This window comes from Pseudomonas sp. S3_C06 (assembly GCF_054667675.1).
Map to the genome: position 1 here is coordinate 5,130,780 of NZ_CP162747.1, position 24,360 is coordinate 5,155,139.

Annotated in this window: 22 protein-coding genes; 12 read left to right on the forward strand and 10 right to left on the reverse strand. The window is 59.7% G+C overall.

Annotation, left to right across the window (positions count from 1 at the left end):
• The first annotated feature begins 216 nt into the window (after positions 1-216).
• A complete protein-coding gene (locus AB4N44_RS22695; RefSeq protein ID WP_095119340.1) occupies positions 217-1,323 on the forward strand; it encodes an NADH:flavin oxidoreductase/NADH oxidase in 1,107 nt (368 codons plus the stop codon).
• Positions 1,324-1,531: 208 nt separating this feature from the next.
• Here the strand turns inward: AB4N44_RS22695 and AB4N44_RS22700 are convergent, their stop codons facing one another.
• Positions 1,532-3,160 carry a glucan biosynthesis protein D gene (locus AB4N44_RS22700; RefSeq protein ID WP_460107409.1) on the reverse strand — a complete coding sequence of 543 codons (1,629 nt, stop codon included), beginning with the start codon at positions 3,158-3,160 and terminating at the stop codon, positions 1,532-1,534.
• Positions 3,161-3,563: 403 nt separating this feature from the next.
• Between AB4N44_RS22700 and AB4N44_RS22705 the strand changes: the two genes are divergently transcribed.
• Positions 3,564-3,749 (forward strand): hypothetical protein, encoded by a 186-nt coding sequence (locus tag AB4N44_RS22705; RefSeq protein ID WP_102357616.1) that lies wholly within the window; start codon positions 3,564-3,566, stop codon positions 3,747-3,749.
• Here AB4N44_RS22705 and AB4N44_RS22710 read toward each other — a convergent pair.
• Both AB4N44_RS22710 and AB4N44_RS22715 read right to left on the reverse strand, forming a co-directional pair.
• Positions 3,746-3,952 (reverse strand): hypothetical protein, encoded by a 207-nt coding sequence (locus AB4N44_RS22710; RefSeq protein WP_455807367.1) that lies wholly within the window; start codon positions 3,950-3,952, stop codon positions 3,746-3,748. The two genes, AB4N44_RS22705 and AB4N44_RS22710, sit on opposite strands and share 4 nt — an antisense overlap.
• Positions 3,953-4,028: 76 nt before the next feature.
• Positions 4,029-4,550 carry a BRO-N domain-containing protein gene (locus AB4N44_RS22715; protein WP_460107406.1) on the reverse strand — a complete coding sequence of 174 codons (522 nt, stop codon included), beginning with the start codon at positions 4,548-4,550 and terminating at the stop codon, positions 4,029-4,031.
• 345 nt (positions 4,551-4,895) lie between these two features.
• Between AB4N44_RS22715 and AB4N44_RS22720 the strand changes: the two genes are divergently transcribed.
• Together AB4N44_RS22720 and AB4N44_RS22725 are read left to right on the forward strand one after the other, a co-directional pair.
• Entirely contained in the window at positions 4,896-5,477 is a 582-nt protein-coding gene (locus AB4N44_RS22720; protein WP_064120575.1) for a ComF family protein, read from the forward strand.
• Between the two features lie 5 nt (positions 5,478-5,482).
• Positions 5,483-6,040, forward strand: coding sequence for a hypothetical protein (locus AB4N44_RS22725; protein ID WP_460107403.1), 558 nt, complete (start codon positions 5,483-5,485; stop codon positions 6,038-6,040).
• Positions 6,041-6,193: 153 nt separating this feature from the next.
• On the opposite strand, the gene AB4N44_RS22730 is transcribed toward AB4N44_RS22725, so the two are convergent.
• From AB4N44_RS22730 to AB4N44_RS22760, 7 genes are all read right to left on the reverse strand, one after another.
• Complete coding sequence (locus AB4N44_RS22730; protein ID WP_160038453.1) at positions 6,194-7,618, reverse strand: gamma-aminobutyraldehyde dehydrogenase; 1,425 nt, start codon at positions 7,616-7,618, stop codon at positions 6,194-6,196.
• Positions 7,619-7,785: 167 nt separating this feature from the next.
• Positions 7,786-8,613, reverse strand: a complete 828-nt coding sequence (locus AB4N44_RS22735) for an ABC transporter permease (RefSeq protein WP_460107400.1) — start codon at positions 8,611-8,613, stop codon at positions 7,786-7,788.
• The gene (locus AB4N44_RS22740; RefSeq protein WP_007908947.1) at positions 8,603-9,523 is read right to left on the reverse strand and encodes an ABC transporter permease; all 921 of its coding nucleotides are present in this window, start codon (positions 9,521-9,523) and stop codon (positions 8,603-8,605) included. Before AB4N44_RS22740 ends, AB4N44_RS22735 begins: the two co-directional genes overlap by 11 nt.
• 16 nt (positions 9,524-9,539) lie before the next feature.
• Positions 9,540-10,577 (reverse strand): ABC transporter ATP-binding protein, encoded by a 1,038-nt coding sequence (locus tag AB4N44_RS22745; protein WP_150749474.1) that lies wholly within the window; start codon positions 10,575-10,577, stop codon positions 9,540-9,542.
• 182 nt (positions 10,578-10,759) lie between these two features.
• Positions 10,760-11,911: a putative ABC transporter substrate-binding protein YdcS gene (ydcS, locus tag AB4N44_RS22750; RefSeq protein ID WP_460107396.1), complete on the reverse strand. Its 1,152-nt coding sequence runs from the start codon at positions 11,909-11,911 to the stop codon at positions 10,760-10,762.
• A gap of 83 nt (positions 11,912-11,994) precedes the next feature.
• Positions 11,995-13,452, reverse strand: a complete 1,458-nt coding sequence (locus AB4N44_RS22755; RefSeq protein ID WP_150749650.1) for a gamma-aminobutyraldehyde dehydrogenase — start codon at positions 13,450-13,452, stop codon at positions 11,995-11,997.
• 131 nt (positions 13,453-13,583) lie between these two features.
• A complete protein-coding gene (locus AB4N44_RS22760; protein WP_160038459.1) occupies positions 13,584-14,498 on the reverse strand; it encodes a LysR family transcriptional regulator in 915 nt (304 codons plus the stop codon).
• A gap of 176 nt (positions 14,499-14,674) precedes the next feature.
• On the opposite strand from AB4N44_RS22760, the gene AB4N44_RS22765 reads away from it, so the two are divergent.
• From AB4N44_RS22765 to AB4N44_RS22800, 8 genes are all read left to right on the forward strand, one after another.
• Positions 14,675-15,397 carry a tellurite resistance TerB family protein gene (locus tag AB4N44_RS22765; protein ID WP_460107394.1) on the forward strand — a complete coding sequence of 241 codons (723 nt, stop codon included), beginning with the start codon at positions 14,675-14,677 and terminating at the stop codon, positions 15,395-15,397.
• 293 nt (positions 15,398-15,690) lie between these two features.
• A complete protein-coding gene (locus AB4N44_RS22770) occupies positions 15,691-17,313 on the forward strand; it encodes a methyl-accepting chemotaxis protein (RefSeq protein ID WP_460107391.1) in 1,623 nt (540 codons plus the stop codon).
• A complete protein-coding gene (locus AB4N44_RS22775; RefSeq protein WP_150775855.1) occupies positions 17,313-17,849 on the forward strand; it encodes a chemotaxis protein CheW in 537 nt (178 codons plus the stop codon). Before AB4N44_RS22770 ends, AB4N44_RS22775 begins: the two co-directional genes overlap by 1 nt.
• A complete protein-coding gene (locus tag AB4N44_RS22780; protein WP_150775856.1) occupies positions 17,846-19,117 on the forward strand; it encodes a CheR family methyltransferase in 1,272 nt (423 codons plus the stop codon). Before AB4N44_RS22775 ends, AB4N44_RS22780 begins: the two co-directional genes overlap by 4 nt.
• Positions 19,114-19,797 carry a chemotaxis protein CheW gene (locus tag AB4N44_RS22785; protein ID WP_150749471.1) on the forward strand — a complete coding sequence of 228 codons (684 nt, stop codon included), beginning with the start codon at positions 19,114-19,116 and terminating at the stop codon, positions 19,795-19,797. Before AB4N44_RS22780 ends, AB4N44_RS22785 begins: the two co-directional genes overlap by 4 nt.
• Positions 19,794-22,082 (forward strand): response regulator, encoded by a 2,289-nt coding sequence (locus AB4N44_RS22790; RefSeq protein ID WP_460107388.1) that lies wholly within the window; start codon positions 19,794-19,796, stop codon positions 22,080-22,082. The genes AB4N44_RS22785 and AB4N44_RS22790 overlap by 4 nt, the downstream gene beginning before the upstream one ends.
• Complete coding sequence (gene cheB / locus AB4N44_RS22795; RefSeq protein ID WP_150749469.1) at positions 22,079-23,089, forward strand: chemotaxis response regulator protein-glutamate methylesterase; 1,011 nt, start codon at positions 22,079-22,081, stop codon at positions 23,087-23,089. The genes AB4N44_RS22790 and cheB overlap by 4 nt, the downstream gene beginning before the upstream one ends.
• Positions 23,090-23,137: 48 nt before the next feature.
• Entirely contained in the window at positions 23,138-24,139 is a 1,002-nt protein-coding gene (locus AB4N44_RS22800; protein ID WP_150749468.1) for a response regulator, read from the forward strand.
• Positions 24,140-24,360: the final 221 nt, after the last annotated feature.

Below are 24,360 nucleotides of genomic sequence, written 5' to 3' on the forward strand. Positions count from 1 at the left end.
CGAGCCTGCTCGCGAAGGCGGACTTTCACACACAGAATCACTCTGAACCCTCCCTCATCCCCCGTTGTCGACTAGGCTCTAAGCACTGCTTGATTGGCCTTGTGACGTCTTGTCGAATTTTTTGCCCGCGGGGGCGGGTGCTGCACATTTTTCCTGTCACTCGTCGACTATTCAAACAGAACCCTGGAGCCTGCCCACTGATTTGAGAGGTGCCCCATGAGTCTGCTGCTTGAACCCTTCACCCTGCGCCAACTGACCCTGCCCAACCGCATCGCCGTGTCACCGATGTGCCAGTACTCCAGCGTCGATGGCCTGGCCAACGACTGGCACTTGGTGCACTTAGGCAGTCGTGCGGTGGGCGGCGCCGGTCTGGTCTTCACCGAAGCCACGGCGGTCACGGCCGACGGACGGATCACCGCCGAAGACCTTGGCCTGTGGAACGACGAACAGATCGAACCTCTACAGCGCATCACCCGATTCATTACGTCCCAAGGCGCGGTCGCCGGTATTCAACTGGCCCACGCCGGGCGCAAGGCCAGCACCCATCGGCCATGGATCGGCAAGCATGGCAGCGTTAAACCCGATGATGGCGGCTGGACCCCGGTCGGGCCGTCGCCGATTGCCTTCGACCCGCAACACACTCAACCGAAACAGCTCGACGAAGGGCAGATTGCTGACGTCATTCAGGCCTTTGTCGATGCCGCGAAACGCGCGTTGAAGGCCGGTTTCAGTGTGGTTGAGGTGCATGCGGCGCATGGTTATCTGTTGCATCAGTTTCTCTCGCCGTTGAGTAATCAACGCCGCGATCAGTACGGTGGTTCGTTTGAAAACCGCATTCGTCTGGTGCTGCAAGTCACTGAAGCGGTGAGGGCGGTCTGGCCTGAGGAGTTGCCGGTGTTTGTTCGCGTGTCGGCGACTGACTGGGTGGAAGACGGCTGGAATCCGGACGAAACCGTGGAGCTGGCGCGACGTCTGCACACTCTGGGCGCCGATCTTATCGACGTATCGTCGGGCGGGACGGCGGCCAACGCTGAAATCCCCGTCGGGCCGGGTTATCAGACGCGTTTCGCCGAACGCGTACGCAAAGAGTCAGGCATCGCCACCGGCACTGTGGGAATGATTACCGAGCCGGCGCAGGCCGAGCACATTCTGCGCACCTGTCAGGCCGACATTATCTTCCTTGCCCGCGAGCTGTTGCGTGATCCGTACTGGCCGCTGCATGCCGACGATGATCTGGGTGGACGCAAAGCGGTGTGGCCGGCGCAGTATCAGCGTGCGACTCATCGTGATCAGCCGATTCATGAGTCTGATTTGCGCGATTGAGTCGGTAGCGGTAAAGCAAAAAAGCCCCGGTCAGTGATGGCCGGGGCTTTGTTTTTTGTCTGCTGAATGTTGTATTGCCTGGGCCGACTTCGCGAGCAGGCTCGCTCCCACATTGAATCAATGCCGGTCATGACTTTTGTGATCGGCCGAGATCAACTGTGGGAGCGAGCCTGCTCGCGAAGAGGCCTGCCCAAACGCTAGAGAATCCTCAAGGGTACTTACGCTTGTCCGGCGCCGGCGGGAAGTACTGGTACAACCAGGTCTCGCTCAACGTGCGGTCATTGGTGCGAATAAACAACCGCAGCTCCACCGGCTCCACGCTGTCATTGGTCGGGTACCAATCGAACAGAATCCGGTAACCCTTGATGTCATCCAGCACCAGCACGCTGAAGTCCTGCACCTTACCGTTCGAGCACGTCACCACTGGCTCAATCCCGGTGCCCTGTGGCAATCGATCCAGCCCGCCGCCGGTGAAGTCCACGGCAAAACGGCGCGCCCACACCGGCGGATAGTGCTCGCCCGGTGCCCAGCCTTCGGTGAATCCGCCCATGCCGGAACGGGTCGCGTGCACCCGTGCCAACGGCGTACCCACTGGCGGCAATGCGCTCCAGTAGAGCTTGTAGCCATAGTTCAGCGAATCCCCGGCAGCGACCGGTTTTTTCGGGGTCCAGAACGCCACAATGTTATCGAGGGTCTCGCCGGTGGTAGGGATTTCCAGCAGATCGATCGAGCCTTCGCCCCACGCGGTGGTCGGTTCTACCCACAGGCTCGGGCGCTTGCTGTACCAGTCGACGGTGTCCTGGTAGTTGGCGAACTCGTGGTCGGTCTGCACCAGACCGAAACCTTTCGGATCGGTATCGGCAAACGCGTTGAACTGCAAGGTCGCCGGGTTGTTCAGTGGACGGCAGATCCACTCGCCGTTGCCGCGCCACATGGCCAGGCGATCCGAGTCGTGGATTTGCGGATGGATGGTGTCGCACATGCGGCGTTCGTGGTTGCCGCAGCTGAACATGCTGGTCATCGGCGAGATGCCCAGTTGCTCGATCGCGGTGCGCGCGTTGATGTGCGCATCGATCTCCATCACCACGCGCTCGGCCTGGCAATCGATGTCGAAGCGGTAAGCACCGGTCGCGCTCGGCGAGTCGAGCAGGGCATAGACCACAAAACGCGTGGCGTTCTTGTCCGGGGTCTCGAACCAGAACTTGGTGAAGTCAGGGAATTCTTCGCGTTTCTTCGCATAAGTGTCGATCGCCAGACCGCGAGCGGAGAGGCCATATTGGCCAGTCGCATCCACCGCACGGAAATAGCTGGCGCCGAGGAACGACACCACGTCATGGCGATCCAGTTCCGGTGCCTTGAACAGCTTGAAGCCGGCAAAACCCAGATCGCCCTTGAGTTGCTGGGTGTCGACCGAAGTGTTCTCGTAGTTGAACAGCGTCGGGCGGAAATGCACTTCGCGTGCAGTGCGGGTCTTCGGGTCGACGCTGTACATGCGCACCGGCTGGCGGAAACCCATGCCGACGTGGAAGAACTGCACGTCGAGCTGGCCTTTGTTTTCCTTCCACAACGAATGGTCGCCGTCGTAACGGATCGCATTGAAATTCTGCGGAGTCATGGTCGCCAGCGTCGGCGGCAGCACCTGTTTAGTGTCCTGATAGGCGCTGCCAGCGAGCTGCTTGGCCTGGCGCTTGAGCGCCTCGAAATCGAACGCCTGCGCCTCGCCATCAGCGGCGCCGCCACTGGCCGCCCACGCGCGGGTAGCCAGCAGGCCAGTGGCCGAAAGACCGGTGTAAGCCGCAATGGCCATGGACGCTTTGAGCAAATTCCTGCGGTGCATAAATACAACCTGTCGTGTGCAATCCCGCGCCGTTCCTGGCACGTGCTGGATCAGAAATAACGGTTCGGACATGCCTTCGGCCAAACGCAACGGACTATAAACAGATACCCGCTAGCTTAAACCGTTCGCTCGCAATGCAAAATTCGTTGATTCACTGCGCGAGTGTGTCAATGAAACAAGACATGTCGGTTAAAAGTCTTACGGTACTTTCTGATTTACACGGCATATCTGCTTTTCTCGACTAATTACTCTAAAAACCGCTTTTCAGCGCCGAATTAATTTCTATTCTATGGGCATGACCGGTGCGACCCATCTGACCGGTAGGGCACACGGCGCTGCTGTAAGGGGCAGGGCGATGTGGTGTTTAAGCAATTCTTTGCAGTATTAGAGAAGGACATCGTCCATGGCAAAAATCCAAGGCATCACCGACATGTTGGGCATCTTTCCTTGCCTGGGCAGCGGCCGCAGAAGACGTCGGCTCAGCTCTGACGAACTGAAACTGGTGGAGCGCTATCGAGAGCTTTCGGAAAGTGACAGGATCGCGATGCGGTATCTGGTGGATGCGATGCGGAGTGTTTCGCGGTTTTAACGCTGGGGTAGGCACCGTGAAAACCATTTGGCTTTTACGGTGGCCAGATCAATCAATTTGCCTGCGTCGGCATCGGCGATGCCGACGGCAATGGCTTTCTGAAGCTCGGTATCGTCGTTTAGTTTCAGGTAAGAGATCGCAAAGCTTTCATCACAAGAAATGATTTCCTCAATCTGAGGAGATTTGAGAACAGTTCTACTCATCTGAATTCAATTCGCTAGAGGTGGACATGCTAAACCTGTGGCGAGGGAGCTAGCTTCCTCGCCACAGGTTTTTTGTTTATGAGCCTTGGCTGCAAATGCCCAGAACCGGATACGGCCGTTGGCCGTGCATCAACTCCGGCACATCCCGCCATTTGACCCACGCCTGCTGTTGCCAGTGCAGCAGCGGCACGGTGACGCCCGCCCAATGCATCGAGCTCAGGCTCGGGTGGTTTTCCACAGGGCTTGATTGGGTTTCGCGCAGCATCGGGATGACTTCATGGCTCAACCATTGGCGCAGGTGACGGTTTTCCGGAACGAAGTGATGGACGAGCAGGGCGAACAGGCCGGACTCGCTGACCATCGCGCAATCGATGATTTCGCCGTCCCGACGCAGAAGGACATGGCGACGCTGGTCGGGATCGAGTTTCAGGGTGAGACGTTCGTTTAGCGGATAGCCCATCAAGCGACCGAGATCCTGAACACAGAACCAGGCTTCGTGGTCTTGCATGAAGGCGTGGAGGAAACGGTTGTGGCGGGTGAAGATGGTGGGGGTGAAGAAAGCAGAGGTTTCAGAAGGAATTTGTACGTGGTTAGGCATTTGTCGACTCCAATATCGAGAATAGAGCCGCCACTCAAATGAGCGCGGTTGCGCCATGTTGATTTTCTTCCGGCTTCGACACCGGGCCGCTGATTTCGCTGCCGAGAGAAAGCCTATCGGCTAGCAACCTACGACGCCAAGTCGGCTATATCGATACCTTCTGTAGGAAAGAGGATTTATCTCTGAGGGTCGTATCTGTAGGAAATGCCTGTTTTTGCACAGGTGCCAGCGAGCCCGCCCCTCACCAGTGTTTTTTCCGTTATTTGTTTGAATCTTGCGCATCGTTGCAGATGCCGGCCCGTCGTTTTAGGGCTCAAAGGATTGTGACGAATAAAGGAGAATTCAATGAAGGTGTCTCTCAAGCAGATCAACGGCCCTTGGGATCAGGGCTGGGTGCTGGACAAACACATGGTAAGTAGTACCTTTCTTGGCAACGATGATCGCGGACACCCATGCTTCGATAATCAGCGCACAGAGATTGGCGAGGCGACCTACCAGCTCAAATACCAGAAGGATTGGACTCAGGTCAGTCCACTTGCCCAGGCAGTAGCGACAAATGTGTTCCCAAAATTGAATCAGGTCGGGTTTGTAGTGCCTATGCCCGCTTCAAATATTCGTCAGCGACAACCGGTAACTGAAGTTGCCCTGGCGTTGGGACGAATTATCGGTCGGCCGGTTTTCACGGATTTGCTTCGAAAAGCGACCACGGGAAAGTCGCTCAAGGATTTACATTCCAAAGCCGACAAGGTTGCCGCGATTGGAGACAGTTTCACTGTCAATGATGAAATCACCACCGATGGATGCTGGAATGTTTTGGTTGTAGATGATTTGTTTGATAGCGGAGCGTCGATGGACGCGGCCTGCGCTGTTCTGCGTAAATATCCGAAAGTAGGGAAAATTTACGTCGCAGCGCTAACTTGGAAGTGAATTCAATGACCACTGTATTTATTGCTGGCTCTATCAACATCAAGAACCTTGATCCGAAGGTTAAAGAGCGCATCAATAACATCGTAGCGTCAGATTTTGAGGTGGTCGTTGGGGATGCTGGGGGCGCCGATACCTCCATTCAGGAGTACTTGCTGACGCTTGAACGATCCAGAACCACGGTGTTCTGCAGTGGCTCGGCACCGAGGAACAACCTAGGGCACTGGCCCGCCAGAACAGTCGAGTCCAAACATTCGAAAGGGTCGAGAGCTTTCTTCACCGAGAAAGACGTCGTCATGGCCGAAGCAGCCGACTACGGTTTGATGATCTGGGACGCAAAGAGCACCGGCACGCTCAGCAACGTCATTGAGTTGTTGTCGAGAAAGAAGAAGACGCTTGTTTTCGTCAACAAGGAAAAGGAATTCAAAGTGGTCGGAGACGTCAGTCAGCTCGAAGAGTTGATTGCATTCATGTCCGATCACGCCAAGCAAAAAGCCAATGAAAAAATCAAATTGTTCGACCGTATTTCCTTGCTGAAGCACGATCAGGCAGAGCTTTCTTTTTGATGGTTTTTCTCGGCTTTCCTGAACCCCGGCACCTTGTCGGTGCCGAGGTCAAAAACTCTTAGCGACTCACCTTCCAGGCATCCCCAGCCGGCGCCTTGCCATGGTCATACGGCTTGCCAATCCACATATAAACCAGGCCTGCTGGCGATGCTTTTAGTGCTTGAACATCACATGCCGAACCGTGGTGTAGTCCTCCAGCCCATACATGGACATGTCTTTCCCGTAGCCGGACAATTTCTGACCGCCATGGGGCATTTCGCTGACGAGCATGAAGTGCGTGTTCACCCACGTGCAGCCGTACTGCAAACGCGCCGACATGCGATGCGCGCGTCCTACATCCGCTGTCCACACCGAGGACGCGAGTCCGTAGTCCGAATCGTTGGCCCATTCCAGTGCCTGCGCTTCATCGGTGAACTTGGTCACGGAAACCACCGGCCCAAACACTTCGCGGCGGACGATCTCGTCGTCCTGCTGGGCATCGGCCAGCACGGTCGGCTCGAAGAAGAAACCATTGCCATCAACAGCCTTACCACCAGTGATCAAACGAATGTGCGACTGCGCCACAGCACGCTCGACAAACCCGGCAACGCGGTCGCGATGTTGCGCGGTGATCAACGGCCCCAGTTCAGTCGACGGATCATCCTGCAAGCCATACTTGATACTGCTGACCGCCGCGCCAAGCTTCTCGACAAACTTGTCGTAGATGCCTTGCTGCGCATAGATCCGGCACGCGGCAGTGCAATCCTGCCCGGCGTTGTAGAAACCGAAGGTACGAATGCCCTCAACCGCCGCATCGATATCCGCGTCGTCGAAGATGATTACCGGCGCCTTGCCGCCCAGTTCCATGTGCATGCGTTTGACGCTGTCGGCGGTGCTGGAAATGATGTTGGCGCCCGTGGCGATGGAGCCGGTCAGCGAAACCATGCGCACTTTCGGATGCGTGACCAACGGACTGCCGACGGTAGGACCGCGACCAAATACCAGATTGAGAACACCAGCCGGGAAGATTTCCGACGCCAGTTCGGCCAGACGCAACGCAGTCAGCGGCGTTTGTTCCGACGGCTTGAGCACCACGGTATTACCGGCAGCCAGCGCCGGGGCGATTTTCCAGGCGACCATCATCAGCGGGTAGTTCCATGGCGCGATGGAAGCGATCACGCCGACCGGGTCGCGACGGATCATTGAGGTGTGGCCGGGCAGGTATTCGCCAGCGGCCGAGCCGCTCATGCAACGGCTGGCGCCGGCGAAGAAGCGGAACACGTCGGCAATCGCCGGGATCTCGTCGTTGAGCGCGGCGCTGTAGGGTTTGCCGCAGTTGTCGGATTCCAGTTTGGCCAGTTCTTCGCCGTGGACCTCGATGGCATCGGCGAGTTTGAGCAGCAGCAACGAACGGTCTTTCGGCGCGGTTTGCGACCACTCGGCGAAGGCGTTGTCGGCGGCGCGCACGGCGGCATCGACTTGGGCTTCAGTGGCTTCGTTGATTTCTACCAGGACTTCGCCAAGTGAAGGGTTGAGCACCGGTTGCGCGGGGCCTTCGCCGTTGACCAGTTGGCCGTTGATCAAGAGTTTGGTTTGCATGGGTTTGTCCTCACTAACACTTTTATTGTTCTGCCGAAACCGGATTAAAACTGTGGGAGCGAGCCTGCTCGCGAAAGCGGTGTATCAGTCGACATCGATGTTGGATGTGACGGCCTCTTCGCGAGCAGGCTCGCTCCCACAGGGGATTTTTGGTGTTTGTTAGATATTTATTTACCGCCGCTGCCGGCGACGCTCTCGCCGCCACGCGTCAGGTAATACGCGCCAAGGATCGGCAGCATCGTCACCATCATCACCAGCATCGCGACGACGTTGGTCACCGGCACATCCCGTGGCCGGCTCAGTTGGTTGAGCAGCCACAACGGCAACGTGCGTTCATGCCCGGCGGTAAACGTGGTGACGATGATCTCGTCGAACGACAGCGCAAACGCCAACATGCCGCCGGCGAGCAACGCCGAGCTGAGATTCGGCAGGATGATGTAGCGAAAGGTCTGCCAGCCATCGGCGCCGAGATCCATCGAGGCCTCGATCAAACTGTGCGAAGTGCGGCGCAGGCGAGCGATGACGTTGTTGTAGACGATCACCACGCAAAAGGTCGCGTGACCGACGATGATGGTGAACATCCCCGGCTCGATTCCCAGTGTCTTGAACGTCGCCAGCAGCGCGATCCCGGTGATGATCCCCGGCAACGCAATCGGCAAAATCAGCATCAGCGAAATGCCCTGTTTGCCGAAGAAGTCGCGGCGATACAGCGCTGCCGAAGCCAGCGTGCCGAGCACCATCGCAATCAACGTGGCGATGGCTGCGATCTGCAGTGAAAGCTTGATCGAATCCAAAACATCCGGCCGCGAAAACGCCACGCTGAACCAATGAAGCGTGAAGCCCTTCGGCGGAAAGCTGAACGCGGCTTCCTCGGTGTTGAAGGCGTAAAGGAAGATGATCAGGATCGGGAAGTGCAGAAACACCAGCCCGCCCCAGGCCGCGATTTTCAAACCTAGAGAGGCTTTCTCCCCCTGCTTTTCTGAATTAGAGCGCATCGAAGGCCCCCAGTCGTTTGACGATGGACAGGTAAACCGCGATCAACACAATCGGCACCAACGTAAACGCCGCCGCCATCGGCATATTGCCGATCGCACCTTGCTGCGCGTACACCATGCTGCCGACAAAGTAGCCCGGCGGCCCGACCAGTTGCGGCACGATGAAGTCGCCCAAGGTCAGCGAAAAAGTGAAGATCGAACCGGCGGCAATGCCCGGAATCGACAGCGGCAAAATCACCTGCATAAAGGTCTGACGCGGCTTGGCACCAAGGTCGGCGGAGGCCTGCAACAGCGACGGCGGCAGACGTTCCAGCGAAGCCTGAATCGGCAAAATCATGAACGGCAGCCAGATGTACACAAACACCATGAACCGCCCCAGGTGCGAGGTCGACAAGGTGCTGCCGCCCACCCCGGGAATCCCCAGAATGAACTGCAACACCGGTTCCAATCCCAGGTGCTGCACGAACCACTGCGCCACGCCGCCCTTGGCCAGCAGCAACGTCCACGCATAGGCCTTGACGATGTAACTGGCCCACATCGGCATCATCACCGCGATGTAGAAAAACGCCTTGGTCTTGCCCGTGGTGTAGCGCGCCATGTAGTAGGCAATCGGAAACGCGACGATGGCGCTGGCAATCGACACAACGATGGCCATGCTCAGTGTGCGCAGGATGATGTCGAAGTTCGACGGCTGAAACAGCGCGGCAAAATTCGCCAGGGTCAGGTCAGGCGTGACCGCCATGGTGAAGTCGTCAAAGGTGTAGAAACCCTGCCACAACAGCACCAGCAGCGAGCCGAGATAAATCGCGCCAAACCACAGCAGTGGTGGAACCAGCAGCATCGACAGATACAGGTTCGGCTTGCGATAGAGCAGGTTGGAAAACCGGCGCAATGGCGGCGATGCAGTCATCGCGAGTGTGCTCATGTCACACCCCGCTCGCCACGGTGTCGTGCAACGGAATCATCGCTTCCCGCGCCCAACGCGCGCTCAGGCGCTGGCCGGTCTGATGCTGCGCGCTGCTGTCGATCCATTGATTGTTGGCGTGGCTGATGTTGAGGGTCTGGCCGTTTTCCAGCTTCAATTCATAGCGCGTGGCGCTGCCCTGGTACTGAATGTCGTGGAGCAATCCGCTGACTTCGATCTCGTGGCTGGCCAGCGGGCCTTCGGCAAACCGCACGTGTTCCGGGCGGATTGAAAACGGCTGCGGATGGCCGCTGATTTCACGGGCCAGATCGCCGCGAATCACGTTCGAGGTGCCGACGAATTCAGCGACAAACGTGGTGGTCGGTTTCATGTACAGATTGCGTGGTGTGTCGACTTGTTCGATGCGGCCCTTGTTGAATACGGCGACGCGATCGGACATCGACAGCGCTTCGGTTTGATCGTGGGTGACGAAGATGAAAGTGATGCCGAGCTGGCGTTGCAGCTTTTTCAGTTCGCTTTGCATTTGCTCGCGCAATTTCAGGTCGAGTGCGCCTAAAGGTTCATCGAGCAACAGCACGCGCGGGCGATTGACCAAGGCGCGGGCAAGGGCGACACGCTGGCGCTGACCTCCGGACAATTGCACCGGTTTGCGTGCGCCGTAACCGCCGAGGGCGACCATGTCCAAGGCTTCTTCGGCACGTTTGTGACGTTCGGTTTTGCCGACGCCTTTGACCTTCAAACCGTAGGCGACGTTGTCGAGGACGTTCATGTGCGGGAACAGTGCGTAATCCTGAAACACCGTGTTGACGTCACGTTGATACGGCGGCAAACCGGCCGCTTCAGCACCGTGAATGCGGATCGAGCCGGCGCTCGGTTGTTCGAACCCGGCGATCAGGCGCAGGCAGGTGGTTTTGCCCGAGCCGGATGGGCCGAGCATGGAAAAGAACTCGCCGTCCTCGATATCGATGGAAACCCGGTCAACGGCCTTCACTTCGCCGAACTGCCGGGAAACGTTGGTGAACTGGACTGCAAGCGTCATGGTGCGGTGCTCCAAAAAGGCGAAGGCCGTCGCAGCGGCCCTGCCTGGACTTCTGAAAAATCTGAAACGTTTTACGGTTTGCTTAGCTCACACATTCGGCGGACGAGATGCGATCCGCTTTTAGCTCCCTCTCCCCCAGGGGGGCGAGGGGGAAAGGGAGCTAGACCGAGGTGCTCCCGGGCTTAGCGGCCACCCATGATCGCGATGTAGTCCTGAGTCCAGCGGCTATACGGCACGAACTTGCCGCCTTCAGCCTGCGGGGTTTTCCAGAAGGCGATCTTGTCGAACTGGTCGAAACCGTTGGTCTTGCAACCTTCAGCGCCAAGCAATTCGCTCTCTTTACACGCCGCGGGAACGGCTGGCAACGAACCAAACCAAGCCGCCACATCACCCTGGACTTTCGGCTTCAGCGACCAGTCCATCCACTTGTACGCGCAGTTCGGGTGCTTGGCCTCGGCGTGCAACATGGTGGTATCAGCCCAACCCGTGGCGCCTTCTTTCGGAATGGTCGACGCGATCGGCTGCTTCTCGTTCATCAAACCGTTGACCTGATACGGCCATGCGCTCGACGCCACTACGCCTTCGTTTTTGAAGTCGCTCATCTGCACCGTGGTGTCGTGCCAGTAGCGATGGATCAGCGGCTGCTGCGCGCGCAACAGATCGAGCACGGCTTTGTACTGATCTTCAGTGAGTTGGTACGGGTCTTTGATGCCCAGTTCAGGCTTGGTCGATTTCAGATAGAGCGCCGCGTCGGCGATGTAGATCGGGCCGTCATAGGCCTGCACACGACCCTTGTTCGGCTTGCCGTCGGGCAGATCCTGCGCGGCGAACACCACGCTCCAACTGGTCGGTGCGGTCTTGAATACGTTGGTGTTGTACATCAGCACGTTCGGGCCCCACTGGTACGGGGTGCCGTAAGTCTGCTGGTTGACCACGTACCACGGCGCATCTTTGAGGCGCGGGTCGAGGGTGTTCCAGTTCGGGATCAGCGCGGTGTTGATCGGTTGCACACGCTTGCCGACGATCAACCGCAGCGACGCATCGCCCGACGCGGTGACCAGGTCATAACCGCCCTTGGCCATCAGGCTGACCATTTCGTCGGAGGTTGCAGCGGTCTTCACATTGACCTTGCAGCCGGTTTCTTTTTCGAAACCGGTGACCCAGTCGTAAGCCTTGTCGCTCTCGCCACGTTCGATGTAACCCGGCCACGCAACGATATCCAGCTGACCTTCGCCAGCGCCGACAGCCTTAAGCGGCTCGGCAGCTTGCAGGCTGGCGCTGGCCAGCAGGGCCGTGGTGATTGCACTGAGCAATGCGGTCTTGTGCACGAACATGGTTGAACCCTCTTCTTTAAATTATGGTCGGGGCAGTTGTGAACGCGGTGAAGCATGCCGTTGACGGCTTGTTATTAGCGTAGTCAGAGATGCTGGCCGTGGCGGGCCATGATGTGCCGCACCACGCTGTAGTCCTGCAGCGAATCACTGGATAAGTCTTTGCCGTAACCCGAACGTTTCAGACCGCCGTGGGGCATTTCGCTGACCAGCATGAAATGACTGTTGATCCACGTGCAGCCGTACTGCAAGCGCGCGGCGACTTGCATCGCCTTGTCCAGGTTCTGTGTCCAAACAGATGAGGCGAGGCCGTATTCGGAGTCGTTGGCCCAGTCGACGGCTTGCGCGAGTTCGTCAAAACGGGTCACGGTGACCACCGGGCCGAACACTTCGCGCTGAACGATTTCGTCGCTCTGTTTGCAACCGGCGAGCAACGTCGGTTGATAGTAGAAACCGGCGCCGGAATGCACCGCCGCACCGGTCACGCGTTCAATGTGCGGCTGACCGAGGGCGCGCTCGACGAAACTGGCGACGCGGTCGCGCTGGCGGGTGCTGATCAGCGGGCCGATCTCGTTGTCAGCGTCGCGTTTGCCGGCGAAGCGCAGGCTGCTGACGGCGGCGCCGAGTTCGGCGACCAGCTTGTCGTGAATCCCGGCCTGCGCGTAGATCCGGCACGCGGCGGTGCAGTCCTGCCCAGCGTTGTAGTAACCGTAAGTGCGCACGCCCTCGACCACAGCCTGGATGTCGGCGTCATTGCAGACGATCACCGGGGCTTTGCCACCGAGTTCGAGGTGCGTGCGTTTCAGGGTTTTCGCCGCGGCTTGCAGGATTTTCTGGCCGGTGACGATATCGCCGGTCAGCGAGACCATGCGCACTTTCCCGTGGCCGACCAAATGACTGCCAACGCCTTCGCCGCCACCGCAGATGATGTTGATCACCCCGCGCGGGAGGATTTCGGCCAGCGCTGGCGCCAGGGCGAGGATCGACAGAGGTGTGTGTTCGGACGGTTTGAACACCAGCGTGTTGCCGGCGGCGAGGGCCGGGGCGATTTTCCACGCGGCCATCATGATTGGGTAATTCCACGGTGCGATCGAGGCGACCACGCCAATCGGATCGCGACGGACCATGCTGGTGTAGCCCGGCAGGTACTCGCCGCTGAGCTGACCGGTCTGGCAACGCACGGCGCCGGCGAAGAAACGGAACACATCGACAGTCGCCGTCAGATCGTCCTGACGCGCCAGGTGCAAAGGCTTGCCGCAGTTCAGCGATTCGAGGCGGGCGAGGTGGTCGGCGTGTTTTTCGACGGCGTTGGCGATGTCGAGCAGCAGGTTCGAACGTTGCTGCGGCGTGGTGCGGGACCACTCGGCAAAGGCTCGGTGGGCAGCGAGGATGGCGGCTTCGACTTGCTCGGTGCTCGCCTCGGCGATGTGCGTAAGAATTTCACCGGTCGCCGGGTTGAGAATCGGCTCGACAAAACCTTCCCCAGCGACCAGTTCGCCATCGATCAACAACGCGGTACACATCGGGGTCTGCGCGCCAGCCATTTTCCGCGATCTCTTTTCTTGTGTGGCCATTGTTGCTCCCTGATATCGGGAGCCGACCGTCTTATAGATGCAGCAAGACTAGTGCGCGGCTCCGAGGTCGACAAATTCTAAATACTGAAGGCAGCATTCGATTAAATAGATGGCTTGCGTCCGCCGTGGGGTTGTTCGCGGGCCACGGTCAGGAAGGGGTCGACAAGAGCGGGGCGCGCAGTGCCACGGCGCCAGGCCAGGCCAACGTCCAGCGTCTGGTTGAGGTCGGCGATGGGCCGCGCTTCGATGATGTCGCCTTCCAGTGACCAGGGGCGATAAGTCATGTCCGGCTGAATCGACACGCCCAAACCGGCGGCGACCAGACTTCGCACGGCCTCGGTGGACGCGGTTCTCAGGGTTATTTTTGGTTGCAGCCCGACGCCGCGCCACAAGCGTTGGGCATTGCGATCCATTTCATCGACGTTGAGTTGAATCAACGGTTCGCGGGAGACGTCGGCGAGGTTGATGCTGTCGTGCTCCAGCAGTGGATGCTGGGCCGGGAGCCACAAACGGTGCGGTGAGTGGGTCAGTACTTCAGTCTGCAAAGCGTGGCGATCTTCGAGGTTGGAGAGGATCAACACGCCGACATCGATCTCGCCACTGACCAGCAAATGCTCGATGTAAGGGCGCTCGTCTTCCATCACGCGGATTTCGACGTTGGGGTAGGCACGTTGAAACCGGGTAAGCAAATCTGCCAGGTAATAACCGGCGACCAGACTGGTCACGCCGACGATCAACTGCCCGGCGACCTGATCGGTGCTCTGTTGCAGGCTGCGCTTGGCGTTGTCCACGGTCGCCAGAATCAGGTGCGCTTGGCGTAGGAATTGATGACCTTGGTGTGTCAGCGTCATGCCCTTGGCGTGGCGGCTGAACAGGCTGACGCCGATTTCCTCCTCCAGTTGCTGGATCGCCAGGGTCAGGGTCGATTGGGAAATGAATGCAGTTTGCGCGGCGGCGGAGATTGAACCGGTCTCGGCCACGGCGATGAAGTGACGGATCTGACGCAGGGTCATCATGAGAAGGGTACCCAGTGGGCGGTTTTTATAGATTGGCCTGAGTGTATATCTATTTTCACGAAGGGCCGCTGCGGGGCAAGCAACATCTGGAAGCACACTCGCAGGTCGGACAGGGGCACTTTCGAACTAGGCTGAGGGCCTTATAGATCCGGATAACCCCTGTTTGGAGGCGGAACATGAACACCCGTGGATTGCTCGATCAACTGCTCAAGTCCGGCCAGGATCTGTTGCAGAACAAGGCTGGCGGAACGCAGAACAAACCGGCTGCCGGAGGCCTGGGCGGTTTGCTCGGCGGCGCTTCAGGCTCCAGTGGCCTCGGCAGTCTGCTGTCAGGTGCAGGTGGCGGTGCATTGGCGGCTGGCGCGATGGGTCTGCTGCTCGGTAACAAGAAAGTGCGCAAGGTCGGCGGTAAAGTCGCGATTTATGGCGGCCTCGCGGCGTTGGGAGTGCTGGCTTACAAGGCTTATGGCAACTACAACGCGCAAAAAGGCACCGCCCCACAAATTGAACCGCAGACCCTCGACCGCTTGCCACCGGCGCAGGCCGAACAACACAGTCAGGCCATTCTCAAAGCGCTAGTCGCCGCTGCCAAAGCTGACGGCCACATTGACGACCGTGAACGTCAACTGATCGAAGGCGAATTCACCAAGCTCGATAACGATCAGGAGCTACAGCACTGGCTGCACGCGGAACTCAACAAACCTCTCGACCCGACTGACGTGGCCCGGGCTGCGAGCACGCCGGAGATGGCAGCGGAGATGTACATCGCCAGTGTGATGTTGGTGGACGAGGAAAACTTTATGGAGAAGTCATATCTGGATGAACTGGCGCGCCAGTTGAAGCTGGAGCCGGGTTTGAAGGTGGAGTTGGAGAAGCAGGTGCGCATTGCATCGGCGTAAACCCGGCTGACCCCCTTCGCGAGCAAGCTCGCTCCCACAGGGCATTGCGTTCCAATGTGGGAGCGAGCTTGCTCGCGAAGGCATTTTCCGCCGCACAGCGACAGCAATGACCACTCCATCGCCCCTTTTTGCCATTACCCCACTGGCACGCCCACCCGCAATTGTCGGACATTCCCACCCCAGAGCCCTCCCGCAAATCACTGCGGACAGGCCCGAGGGTCAAAAGCGTCTTATAAATGAAACACCGCCCTCGGCTATACTCCCCGCATTTCGATCAGGCACGAGGAATCACTGTGAAGAACTGGACGTTGCGCCAACGCATTTTGGCGAGCTTTGCGGTGATTATCGCCATTATGTTGCTGATGGTCGTCGTCTCTTATTCGCGACTGTTGAAGATTGAAACCAGTGAAAACAGCGTGCGCGATGACGCGATTCCCGGCGTCTATTACAGCTCGATGATCCGTGGCGCCTGGGTCGACAGCTATCTGCAGACCCAAGAATTGCTCGGGCTCAAGGAAGGCGAGGGGATTTCCAGCGAGGACGCAGCGGACTTTAAGGCGTTCGAGGCGCGTTTGCAGGAGCAGATGGCCAACTATCGCAAGACCATGGCGACCGACGAGGATCGTGTCGAGTTCGCCGCGTTCGAGAAGTATCACGACGCCTACATCCAGATTCAGGATGCCGTGCTGGATCTGCACAAACGCAACCTGGAAGCGGACGCGGTCAGGATGTTCCACGACAAGCTCACGCCTGCCTGGTATTCCGGGCGCATGAAGCTCAACGACATCATCGGCGAAAACAAGACAGTCGCCGATCAGGCCATGAACAATATCGACGATGCCGTGGCCGCAGCCAAAGTCAGCATGTTCATTTCCCTGTTGGTCGCTGTCCTCGCCGCTGGCCTGTGCGGTCTGTTGCTGATGCGCGCAATCATGGCGCCGATGAACCGCATTGTGCAGATCCTCGAAACCATGCGCACCGGTGACCTCAGTTCGCGTCTGAACCTCGATCGCAAGGACGAATTCGGCGCCGTCGAAACCGGCTTCAACGACATGATGACCGAGCTGACCGCGCTGGTGTCGCAAGCCCAGCGCTCCTCGGTGCAGGTGACCACTTCGGTGACCGAGATCGCCGCGACCTCCAAGCAACAGCAAGCCACCGCCACCGAAACCGCAGCGACCACCACCGAAATCGGCGCGACCTCCCGTGAGATTGCGGCCACGTCGCGCGATCTGGTGCGAACAATGACTGAAGTCTCCACCGCCGCCGATCAGGCTTCGGTGCTCGCCGGCTCGGGCCAGCAAGGCTTGGCGCGCATGGAAGACACCATGCATTCGGTGATGGGCGCGGCCGATCTGGTCAACGCCAAACTGGCGATCCTCAATGAGAAGGCCGGCAACATCAACCAGGTGGTGGTGACCATCGTCAAGGTTGCCGACCAGACCAACCTGTTGTCGCTCAACGCGGCGATTGAAGCCGAGAAGGCCGGTGAATACGGTCGCGGTTTTGCTGTGGTCGCCACCGAAGTGCGACGTCTGGCGGATCAGACCGCTGTCGCCACTTACGACATCGAGCAGATGGTGCGCGAAATCCAGTCGGCGGTGTCTGCCGGGGTGATGGGCATGGACAAGTTCTCTGAAGAAGTGCGCCGTGGCATGTCCGAAGTGCAGCAAGTCGGCGAACAGCTGTCGCAGATCATCCATCAAGTGCAGGCACTGGCGCCGCGGGTGTTGATGGTCAACGAGGGCATGCAGGCTCAGGCCACCGGCGCCGAGCAGATCAACCATGCGTTGGTGCAGTTGGGTGACGCCAGCAGCCAGACCGTCGAGTCGCTGCGTCAGGCCAGTTTCGCCATAGACGAACTGAGCCAGGTGGCCGTCGGGCTGCGCAGCGGCGTTTCGCGATTCAAAGTCTGATGAGCGACATCATCGCCAAACGCAGCGCCGCGCAGGTGGCGAAGCCGGCGTTGTTCCTGCTGTTTCGCATCGGCAGCGAGCGTTACGCCCTGCGCGCCACCGAAGTGGCGGAGGTGCTGCCGCGTCTGCCGTTGAAGCCGATCGCGCGGGCGCCACAGTGGGTGGCCGGCGTGTTCGCCTATCGCGGCGCGGTAGTTCCGGTAATTGACCTCAGCGCATTGACCTTCGGCCATCCCGCCGAAGCGCGCACCAGTACGCGGCTGGTGCTGGTGAATTACCAGCCTGATGAGTCGCAACCGGCGCAATGGCTCGGACTGATTCTCGAACAGGCTACCGACACGCTGCGCTGCCATCCTCATGAGTTTGCGCCCTACGGCCTCGACAACCGCGAGGCGCCCTACCTCGGCCCGGTTCGCGAAGATGCTCAGGGGTTGGTGCAGTGGGTACGGGTCAATGACCTGCTTGATGATGCCGTGCGCCGTTTGCTGTTCCCCGATCCGCCGCTGAGTCCGGCGCAGCTTGAGGCGCAGGCATGAATAGCGATCAGCGCTTTTTCGACTTTCTCAAGGAACGCATCGGTCTCGATGTCACCTCGGTCGGCCCGGCGATCATCGAGCGCGCCGTGCGTCAGCGCACGACGCTCTCGCAAGCGGCGCATGCCGATGAGTATTGGCTGTTGCTGCAAGGCTCGCGGGAAGAACAGCAAGCGCTGATCGAGGCGGTGATCGTCCCGGAAACCTGGTTTTTCCGCTATCCGGAATCCTTCGCGACGCTGGGCAAGCTGGCGCGTAAACGCCTTGGCGAACTGAACAATATGCGTGCGCTGCGCATCCTCAGTTTGCCGTGTTCCACGGGCGAAGAACCCTATTCGATTGCCATGGCCTTGCTCGATGCCGGGCTCAAGCCGCATCAGTTCAAGGTCGACGGCATGGATGTCAGCCCGCTGTCGGTGGACAAGGCTCGACGTGCGTTGTACGGCAAGAATTCGTTTCGCGGCCAGGATCTGGACTATCGCGAACGGCATTTCACGCCTGAGCAGGACGGTCATCGGGTCAACGAGAATGTGCGTGAGCAAGTGCGTCTGCAGGTCGGCAATGTGCTCGATCCAACGCTGTTGGCCAGTGAGCCGGCGTTCGATTTCGTGTTCTGCCGCAATCTCTTGATCTACTTCGATCAGCCGACCCAGAAGCAGGTGTTCGAAGTGCTCAAACGCCTGACTCATGTCGATGGCGTGCTGTTTATCGGTCCGGCCGAGGGCAGTCTGCTCGGGCGTTTGGGCATGCGTTCGATCGGCATCCCGCAATCCTTTGCCTTCAGCCGCCACAGCGACCCGCACCCCGAGCCGTTGCCGACGCCTAAACCCGTCACATTGCCTGTCAGCCTACCGCCGCGCAGCACACCGCCAGCGGTGGTGCGCCAGCGACCGTTTGCCTCCGTGACGCCTTTGCCTGTTTCCGGCAAAGCGAGCAACCCGGACGCAGCGACCTTGCTGGCCAATATCGCCGCGCTGGCCAACGAAGGCAAAAGCGCCGAAGCCCGGGCTGCCTGCGAACAGTATCTGCGCAGTCATGAACCGGTGGCTCAGGTGTTTTACTGGCTCGGCTTGCTCAGCGATGTCGCTGGCCTGACGCTGGAAGCCCAAGGTTTCTACCGCAAGGCGCTGTATCTCGAACCGCAACATCCCGAAGCGTTGATGCACCTGGCCGCGTTGCTGCAGGCTCAGGGCGACAGTGTCGGAGCCAGACGATTGCAGGAGCGCGCCGCCCGCAGTGGCCGCACCGCTGACAGTGAGCGTAACCGATGATCCCGTCCGACACCTTGAACGTCACCCACGAAGACGCCCGGGCCATCGATGATTGCTGGAATCGCATCGGCATCCATGGCGACAAGTCCTGTCCGCTGCTGGACGAGCACATTCATTGCCGCAATTGCTCGGTGTATTCCGCCGCTGCCACGCGTCTGCTCGATCGATATGCGTTGCAGCAGGACGAGCGCGATCCGGTGGCCACGGCCGTTGAAACGGACGTGAAAACCCGTTCGCTGTTGATGTTCCGTCTCGGCGAAGAATGGCTGGGGCTGGCGACACGCAGCCTCGTTGAAGTCGCGCCGCTGCAGGCGATTCACTCGTTGCCGCACCAGCGCTCGCGAGCCTTGCTTGGCGTGGCGAATGTGCGCGGCGCGCTGGTGGCGTGTCTGTCACTGGTCGAACTGCTCGATCTGGATGGCAGCGTTACGCCGACCACCAGCGGGCGAATCATGCCGCGTATGTTGATCATCGCCGCCCATGGCGGGCCAGTCGTGGTGCCGGTGGACGAGGTCGACGGTATTCATGCCATCGACGAGCGAATCCTCGACGCTGCATCGCAGTCCGGCGCGCAAACCAGTGCCAGATACACCCGTGGCGTTCTGCAATATCGCGGTCGCAGCCTGCGTTGGCTGGATGAAGAACAGCTGTTGTCCGCCGTGACCCGGAGCCTCACATGACCCCCGAGCAAATGCGCGACGCCTCCTTGCTGGAGCTGTTCAGCCTCGAAGCCGAAGCCCAGACCCAGGTGCTCAGCGCCGGGCTGCTGGCGCTGGAGCGTAATCCGACCCAGGCCGATCAACTGGAATCGTGCATGCGTGCGGCGCACTCGCTCAAAGGTGCGGCGCGAATCGTCGGCATCGACAGCGGCGTCAGCGTTGCTCATGTGATGGAAGATTGCCTGGTCAGCGCGCAGGAAGGGCGCTTGCTGCTGCGTCCCGAACATATCGATGCGTTGCTGCAGGGCACCGATTTGCTGATGCGCGTTGCTACCCCGACGAATGCACCGCAGCCGAGTGACATCGACGTTTACGTGGCGTTGATGGCCGGTTTGCTCGATCCAGCGACGCCGCCAGCAACGCTGATTGCACCGCCGATGGCCGAGTTGCAACTTCAAGCGCCGGCGGTCTTTGAACCCGCGCCAGCTCCGATCATGGACGCGCCGGTCGAATCCTCCGAATCGGCGCCACGCAAAAACAAACGCACCACCGAAGGTGGCGAGCGGGTGCTGCGGGTCACCGCCGAACGTCTGAACAGCCTGCTCGATCTGTCGAGCAAATCGCTGGTGGAAACCCAGCGCCTCAAGCCGCATCTGGCGACCATGCAACGCCTCAAGCGCATGCAGAACAACGGCCTTCGCGCGTTGGAAAACCTCAACGTGCACCTCAAGGAACACGCGCTGAGTCTGGAGGCGCTGGAAGCCTTGGAAGACGCGCGGCGTTTGCTCGCCGAATCCCAGCAACTGCTGAGCGAGAAAAACGCCGAACTCGACGAATTCGCCTGGCAGGCCAGTCAACGTGCGCAGGTGCTCTACGACACCGCGTTGGCCTGCCGCATGCGGCCCTTCGCCGATGTCCTGACCGGTCAAGTGCGCATGGTGCGGGATCTGGGTCGCAGCCTTGGCAAACAGGTACGCCTGGAGATCGAAGGCGAGAAAACCCAGGTCGACCGCGACGTGCTGGAGAAACTCGAAGCACCGCTGACGCATTTGCTGCGCAACGCTGTCGATCACGGCATCGAAACCCCTGAGCAGCGTCTGCTTAAAGGCAAATCAGAAGAGGGCCTGATCCGCCTGCGCGCCTCGCATCAGGCTGGTCTGCTGGTGCTGGAACTGAGCGATGACGGCAACGGTGTCGATCTGGAAAAAGTCCGCCGCAGCATCGTCGAACGGCAGTTATCCCCAGCTGAAACCGCCGCGCAGTTGAGCGAAGAAGAACTGCTGACCTTCCTGTTCCTGCCCGGCTTCAGCCTGCGCGACACGGTCACTGAAGTGTCCGGGCGCGGCGTCGGCCTCGATGCCGTTCAGCATATGGTTCGTCAGTTGCGCGGTGCGGTGGTGTTGGAGCAGGCGGCGGGCGAGGGCAGTCGCTTTCATCTGGAAGTGCCGCTCACCTTGTCGGTGGTGCGCAGCCTGGTCGTCGAAGTCGGCGAAGAGGCGTATGCCTTCCCACTGGCGCACATCGAGCGCATGTGTGATCTGGCCCCGGAAGACATCGTGCAGGTCGAAGGCCGTCAGCATTTCTGGCACGAAGGCCAGCACGTCGGGCTGGTCGCGGCCAGCCAGTTGCTCAATCGTCCGGCCAGTCAGAACAGCGGCGAAACCCTTAAAGTCGTGGTGATTCGCGAGCGCGATGCAGTTTACGGCGTTGCCGTCGAACGCTTCATCGGCGAGCGCACCCTGGTGGTCTTGCCACTCGATGAGCGTCTGGGCAAAGTGCAGGACATCTCCGCGGGGGCGTTGCTCGACGACGGCTCGGTGGTGCTGATCGTCGATGTCGAAGACATGCTGCGTTCGGTGGACAAACTGCTCAATACCGGGCGCCTTGAGCGCATCGCCCGCCACGGCAATCAGGCTGCTGAGGCCGCGCGTAAACGGGTGCTGGTGGTCGACGATTCGCTGACCGTGCGCGAGTTGCAACGCAAACTGCTGCTCAATCGCGGCTACGACGTCGCGGTGGCGGTGGACGGTATGGACGGGTGGAACGCGCTGCGTTCAGAGGACTTCGATTTGCTGATCACCGACATCGATATGCCGCGCATGGACGGCATCGAGCTGGTCACATTGCTGCGTCGCGACAACCGTCTGCAATCGCTGCCGGTGATGGTCGTGTCGTACAAGGATCGCGAAGAGGATCGCCGCCGTGGACTCGATGCCGGGGCGGACTATTATTTAGCCAAAGCCAGTTTTCATGACGACGCCCTGCTCGACGCAGTGGTCGAGCTCATCGGAGGAGCGCGCGCATGAAGATCGCAATCGTCAACGATATGCCCATGGCGGTCGAGGCGTTGCGCCGAGCGCTGGCCTTCGAGCCGGCGCATCAAGTGCTCTGGGTCGCCAGAAATGGCGCCGAGGCAGTGCAACTGTGCGCTGAAAACACCCCGGATCTGATTCTGATGGACCTGATCATGCCGGTGATGGACGGCGTCGAAGCCACTCGCCGGATCATGGCCGAAAGCCCGTGCGCCATCGTTATCGTGACCGTTGACCGTCAACAGAACGTGCACCGTGTCTTCGAAGCCATGGGTCACGGCGCGCTGGACGTGGTCGATACTCCGGCCCTCGGCGTCGGTGATGCTCGGGAAGCAGCAGCGCCTTTGTTGCGCAAAATTCTCAATATTGGCTGGCTGATCGGCGATAAGCCGCAACGTTCGCGGCCGGCGCCGACGGCTCAGCGCAGCTCTGCCTCATGTAAGCGGCTGGTGGCGATCGGCTCATCGGCAGGTGGGCCAGCGGCGCTGGAGGTGTTGCTCAAGGGCTTGCCGAAGGATTTCTCGGCGGCGATCGTACTGGTGCAGCATGTCGACCAGGTGTTTGCTGCCGGCATGGCCGAATGGCTGGCCAGCGCCAGCGGCCTCGATGTCAGGCTCGCCCGCGAAGGCGAACCGCCACAGGCCGGCGCGGTGTTGCTGGCGGGCACCAATCACCATATTCGCTTATTGAAGAACGGCACGCTGGCCTACACCGCCGAGCCGGTCAACGAGATCTACCGACCCTCGATCGACGTGTTTTTCGAGAGTGTTGCCAGCTATTGGAATGGCGACGCGATCGGGGTTTTATTGACCGGGATGGGACGTGACGGCGCGCAAGGGCTTAAGCTCATGCGCCAACAGGGTTATCTGACCATCGCGCAGGATCAGCAAAGCAGTGCGGTGTATGGCATGCCCAAGGCCGCTGCGGCCATTGATGCCGCCGTAGAAATACGTCCACTGGAAAGAATAGCGCCACGATTGCAGGAGATTTTCCCCAAATGATCAGGTCAATCCGCAATCCTGGCCCCCGCAGTACTCAGGTGACCGCCCATGAATGACTTACAGATCGACGACATTAAAACCGACGAAAACGCCGCCATGGTGTTGTTGGTGGACGATCAGGCGATGATCGGCGAAGCCGTGCGCCGTGGGCTGTCGAATCAGGAAAATATCGACTTCCACTTCTGCTCCGACCCGCAGCAGGCCATTGCCCAGGCGGTGCGGATCAAACCGACGGTGATCCTGCAGGACCTGGTGATGCCCGGCCTTGATGGCCTGAGCCTGGTGCGCGAATACCGCAATCACCCGGCGACCAAGGACATCCCGATCATCGTCCTGTCGACCAAGGAAGACCCGCTGATCAAAAGCGCGGCGTTTTCCGCCGGGGCCAACGATTATCTGGTGAAACTGCCAGACACCATCGAACTGGTGGCGCGCATCCGCTATCACTCGCGGTCTTACATGACGTTGTTGCAGCGCGATGCCGCGTACCGCGCGCTGCGGGTCAGTCAGCAGCAGTTGCTCGACACCAATCTGGTGCTGCAACGCTTGATGAACTCCGATGGCTTGACCGGGCTGTCCAATCGCCGCCATTTCGACGAGTACCTGGAACTGGAGTGGCGCCGCTCGTTGCGCGATCAGAGTCAGTTGTCGCTGCTGATGATCGACGTCGATTACTTCAAGTCCTACAACGACAGCTTTGGTCACGTTGAAGGCGATGAAGCGCTGCGCAAGGTCGCCACGGCGATCCGCGAGGCCAGCGCACGACCGTCGGATCTGCCGGCGCGTTATGGCGGTGAGGAATTTGTGCTGGTGCTGCCGAACACCTCGCCGGGCGGCGCGCGGCTGGTGGCCGAGAAGCTACGGCAGACCGTGGCGTCGCTGAAGATTCCGCACAATACCCCCGGGGAGGGCGCGAGCCTGACCATCAGCATCGGTCTGGCGACCATGGTGCCGCAGGCGGGCAGTGATTGCCGGTTGCTGATTTCGGCGGCGGATCGTGGCCTGTATCTGGCCAAGAACAGTGGGCGTAATCAGGTCGGCATCGAGTAACGGGCGGCCCTCACCCCAGCCCTCTCCCGGAGGGAGAGGGGGCCGACCGAGGTGTCTGGCGCTGTACATCGACCTGATCGACCGAGTCGATCATGGATCTTCAAGCTTGGCGATTCCGGATTCGGCATAACCATTTCAAGTCGGCGTACCTCTCGAATATCCCCCAATCAGTCCCCTCTACCTCTGGGAGAGGGTTAGGGTGAGGGCAGGCCCACACGCCA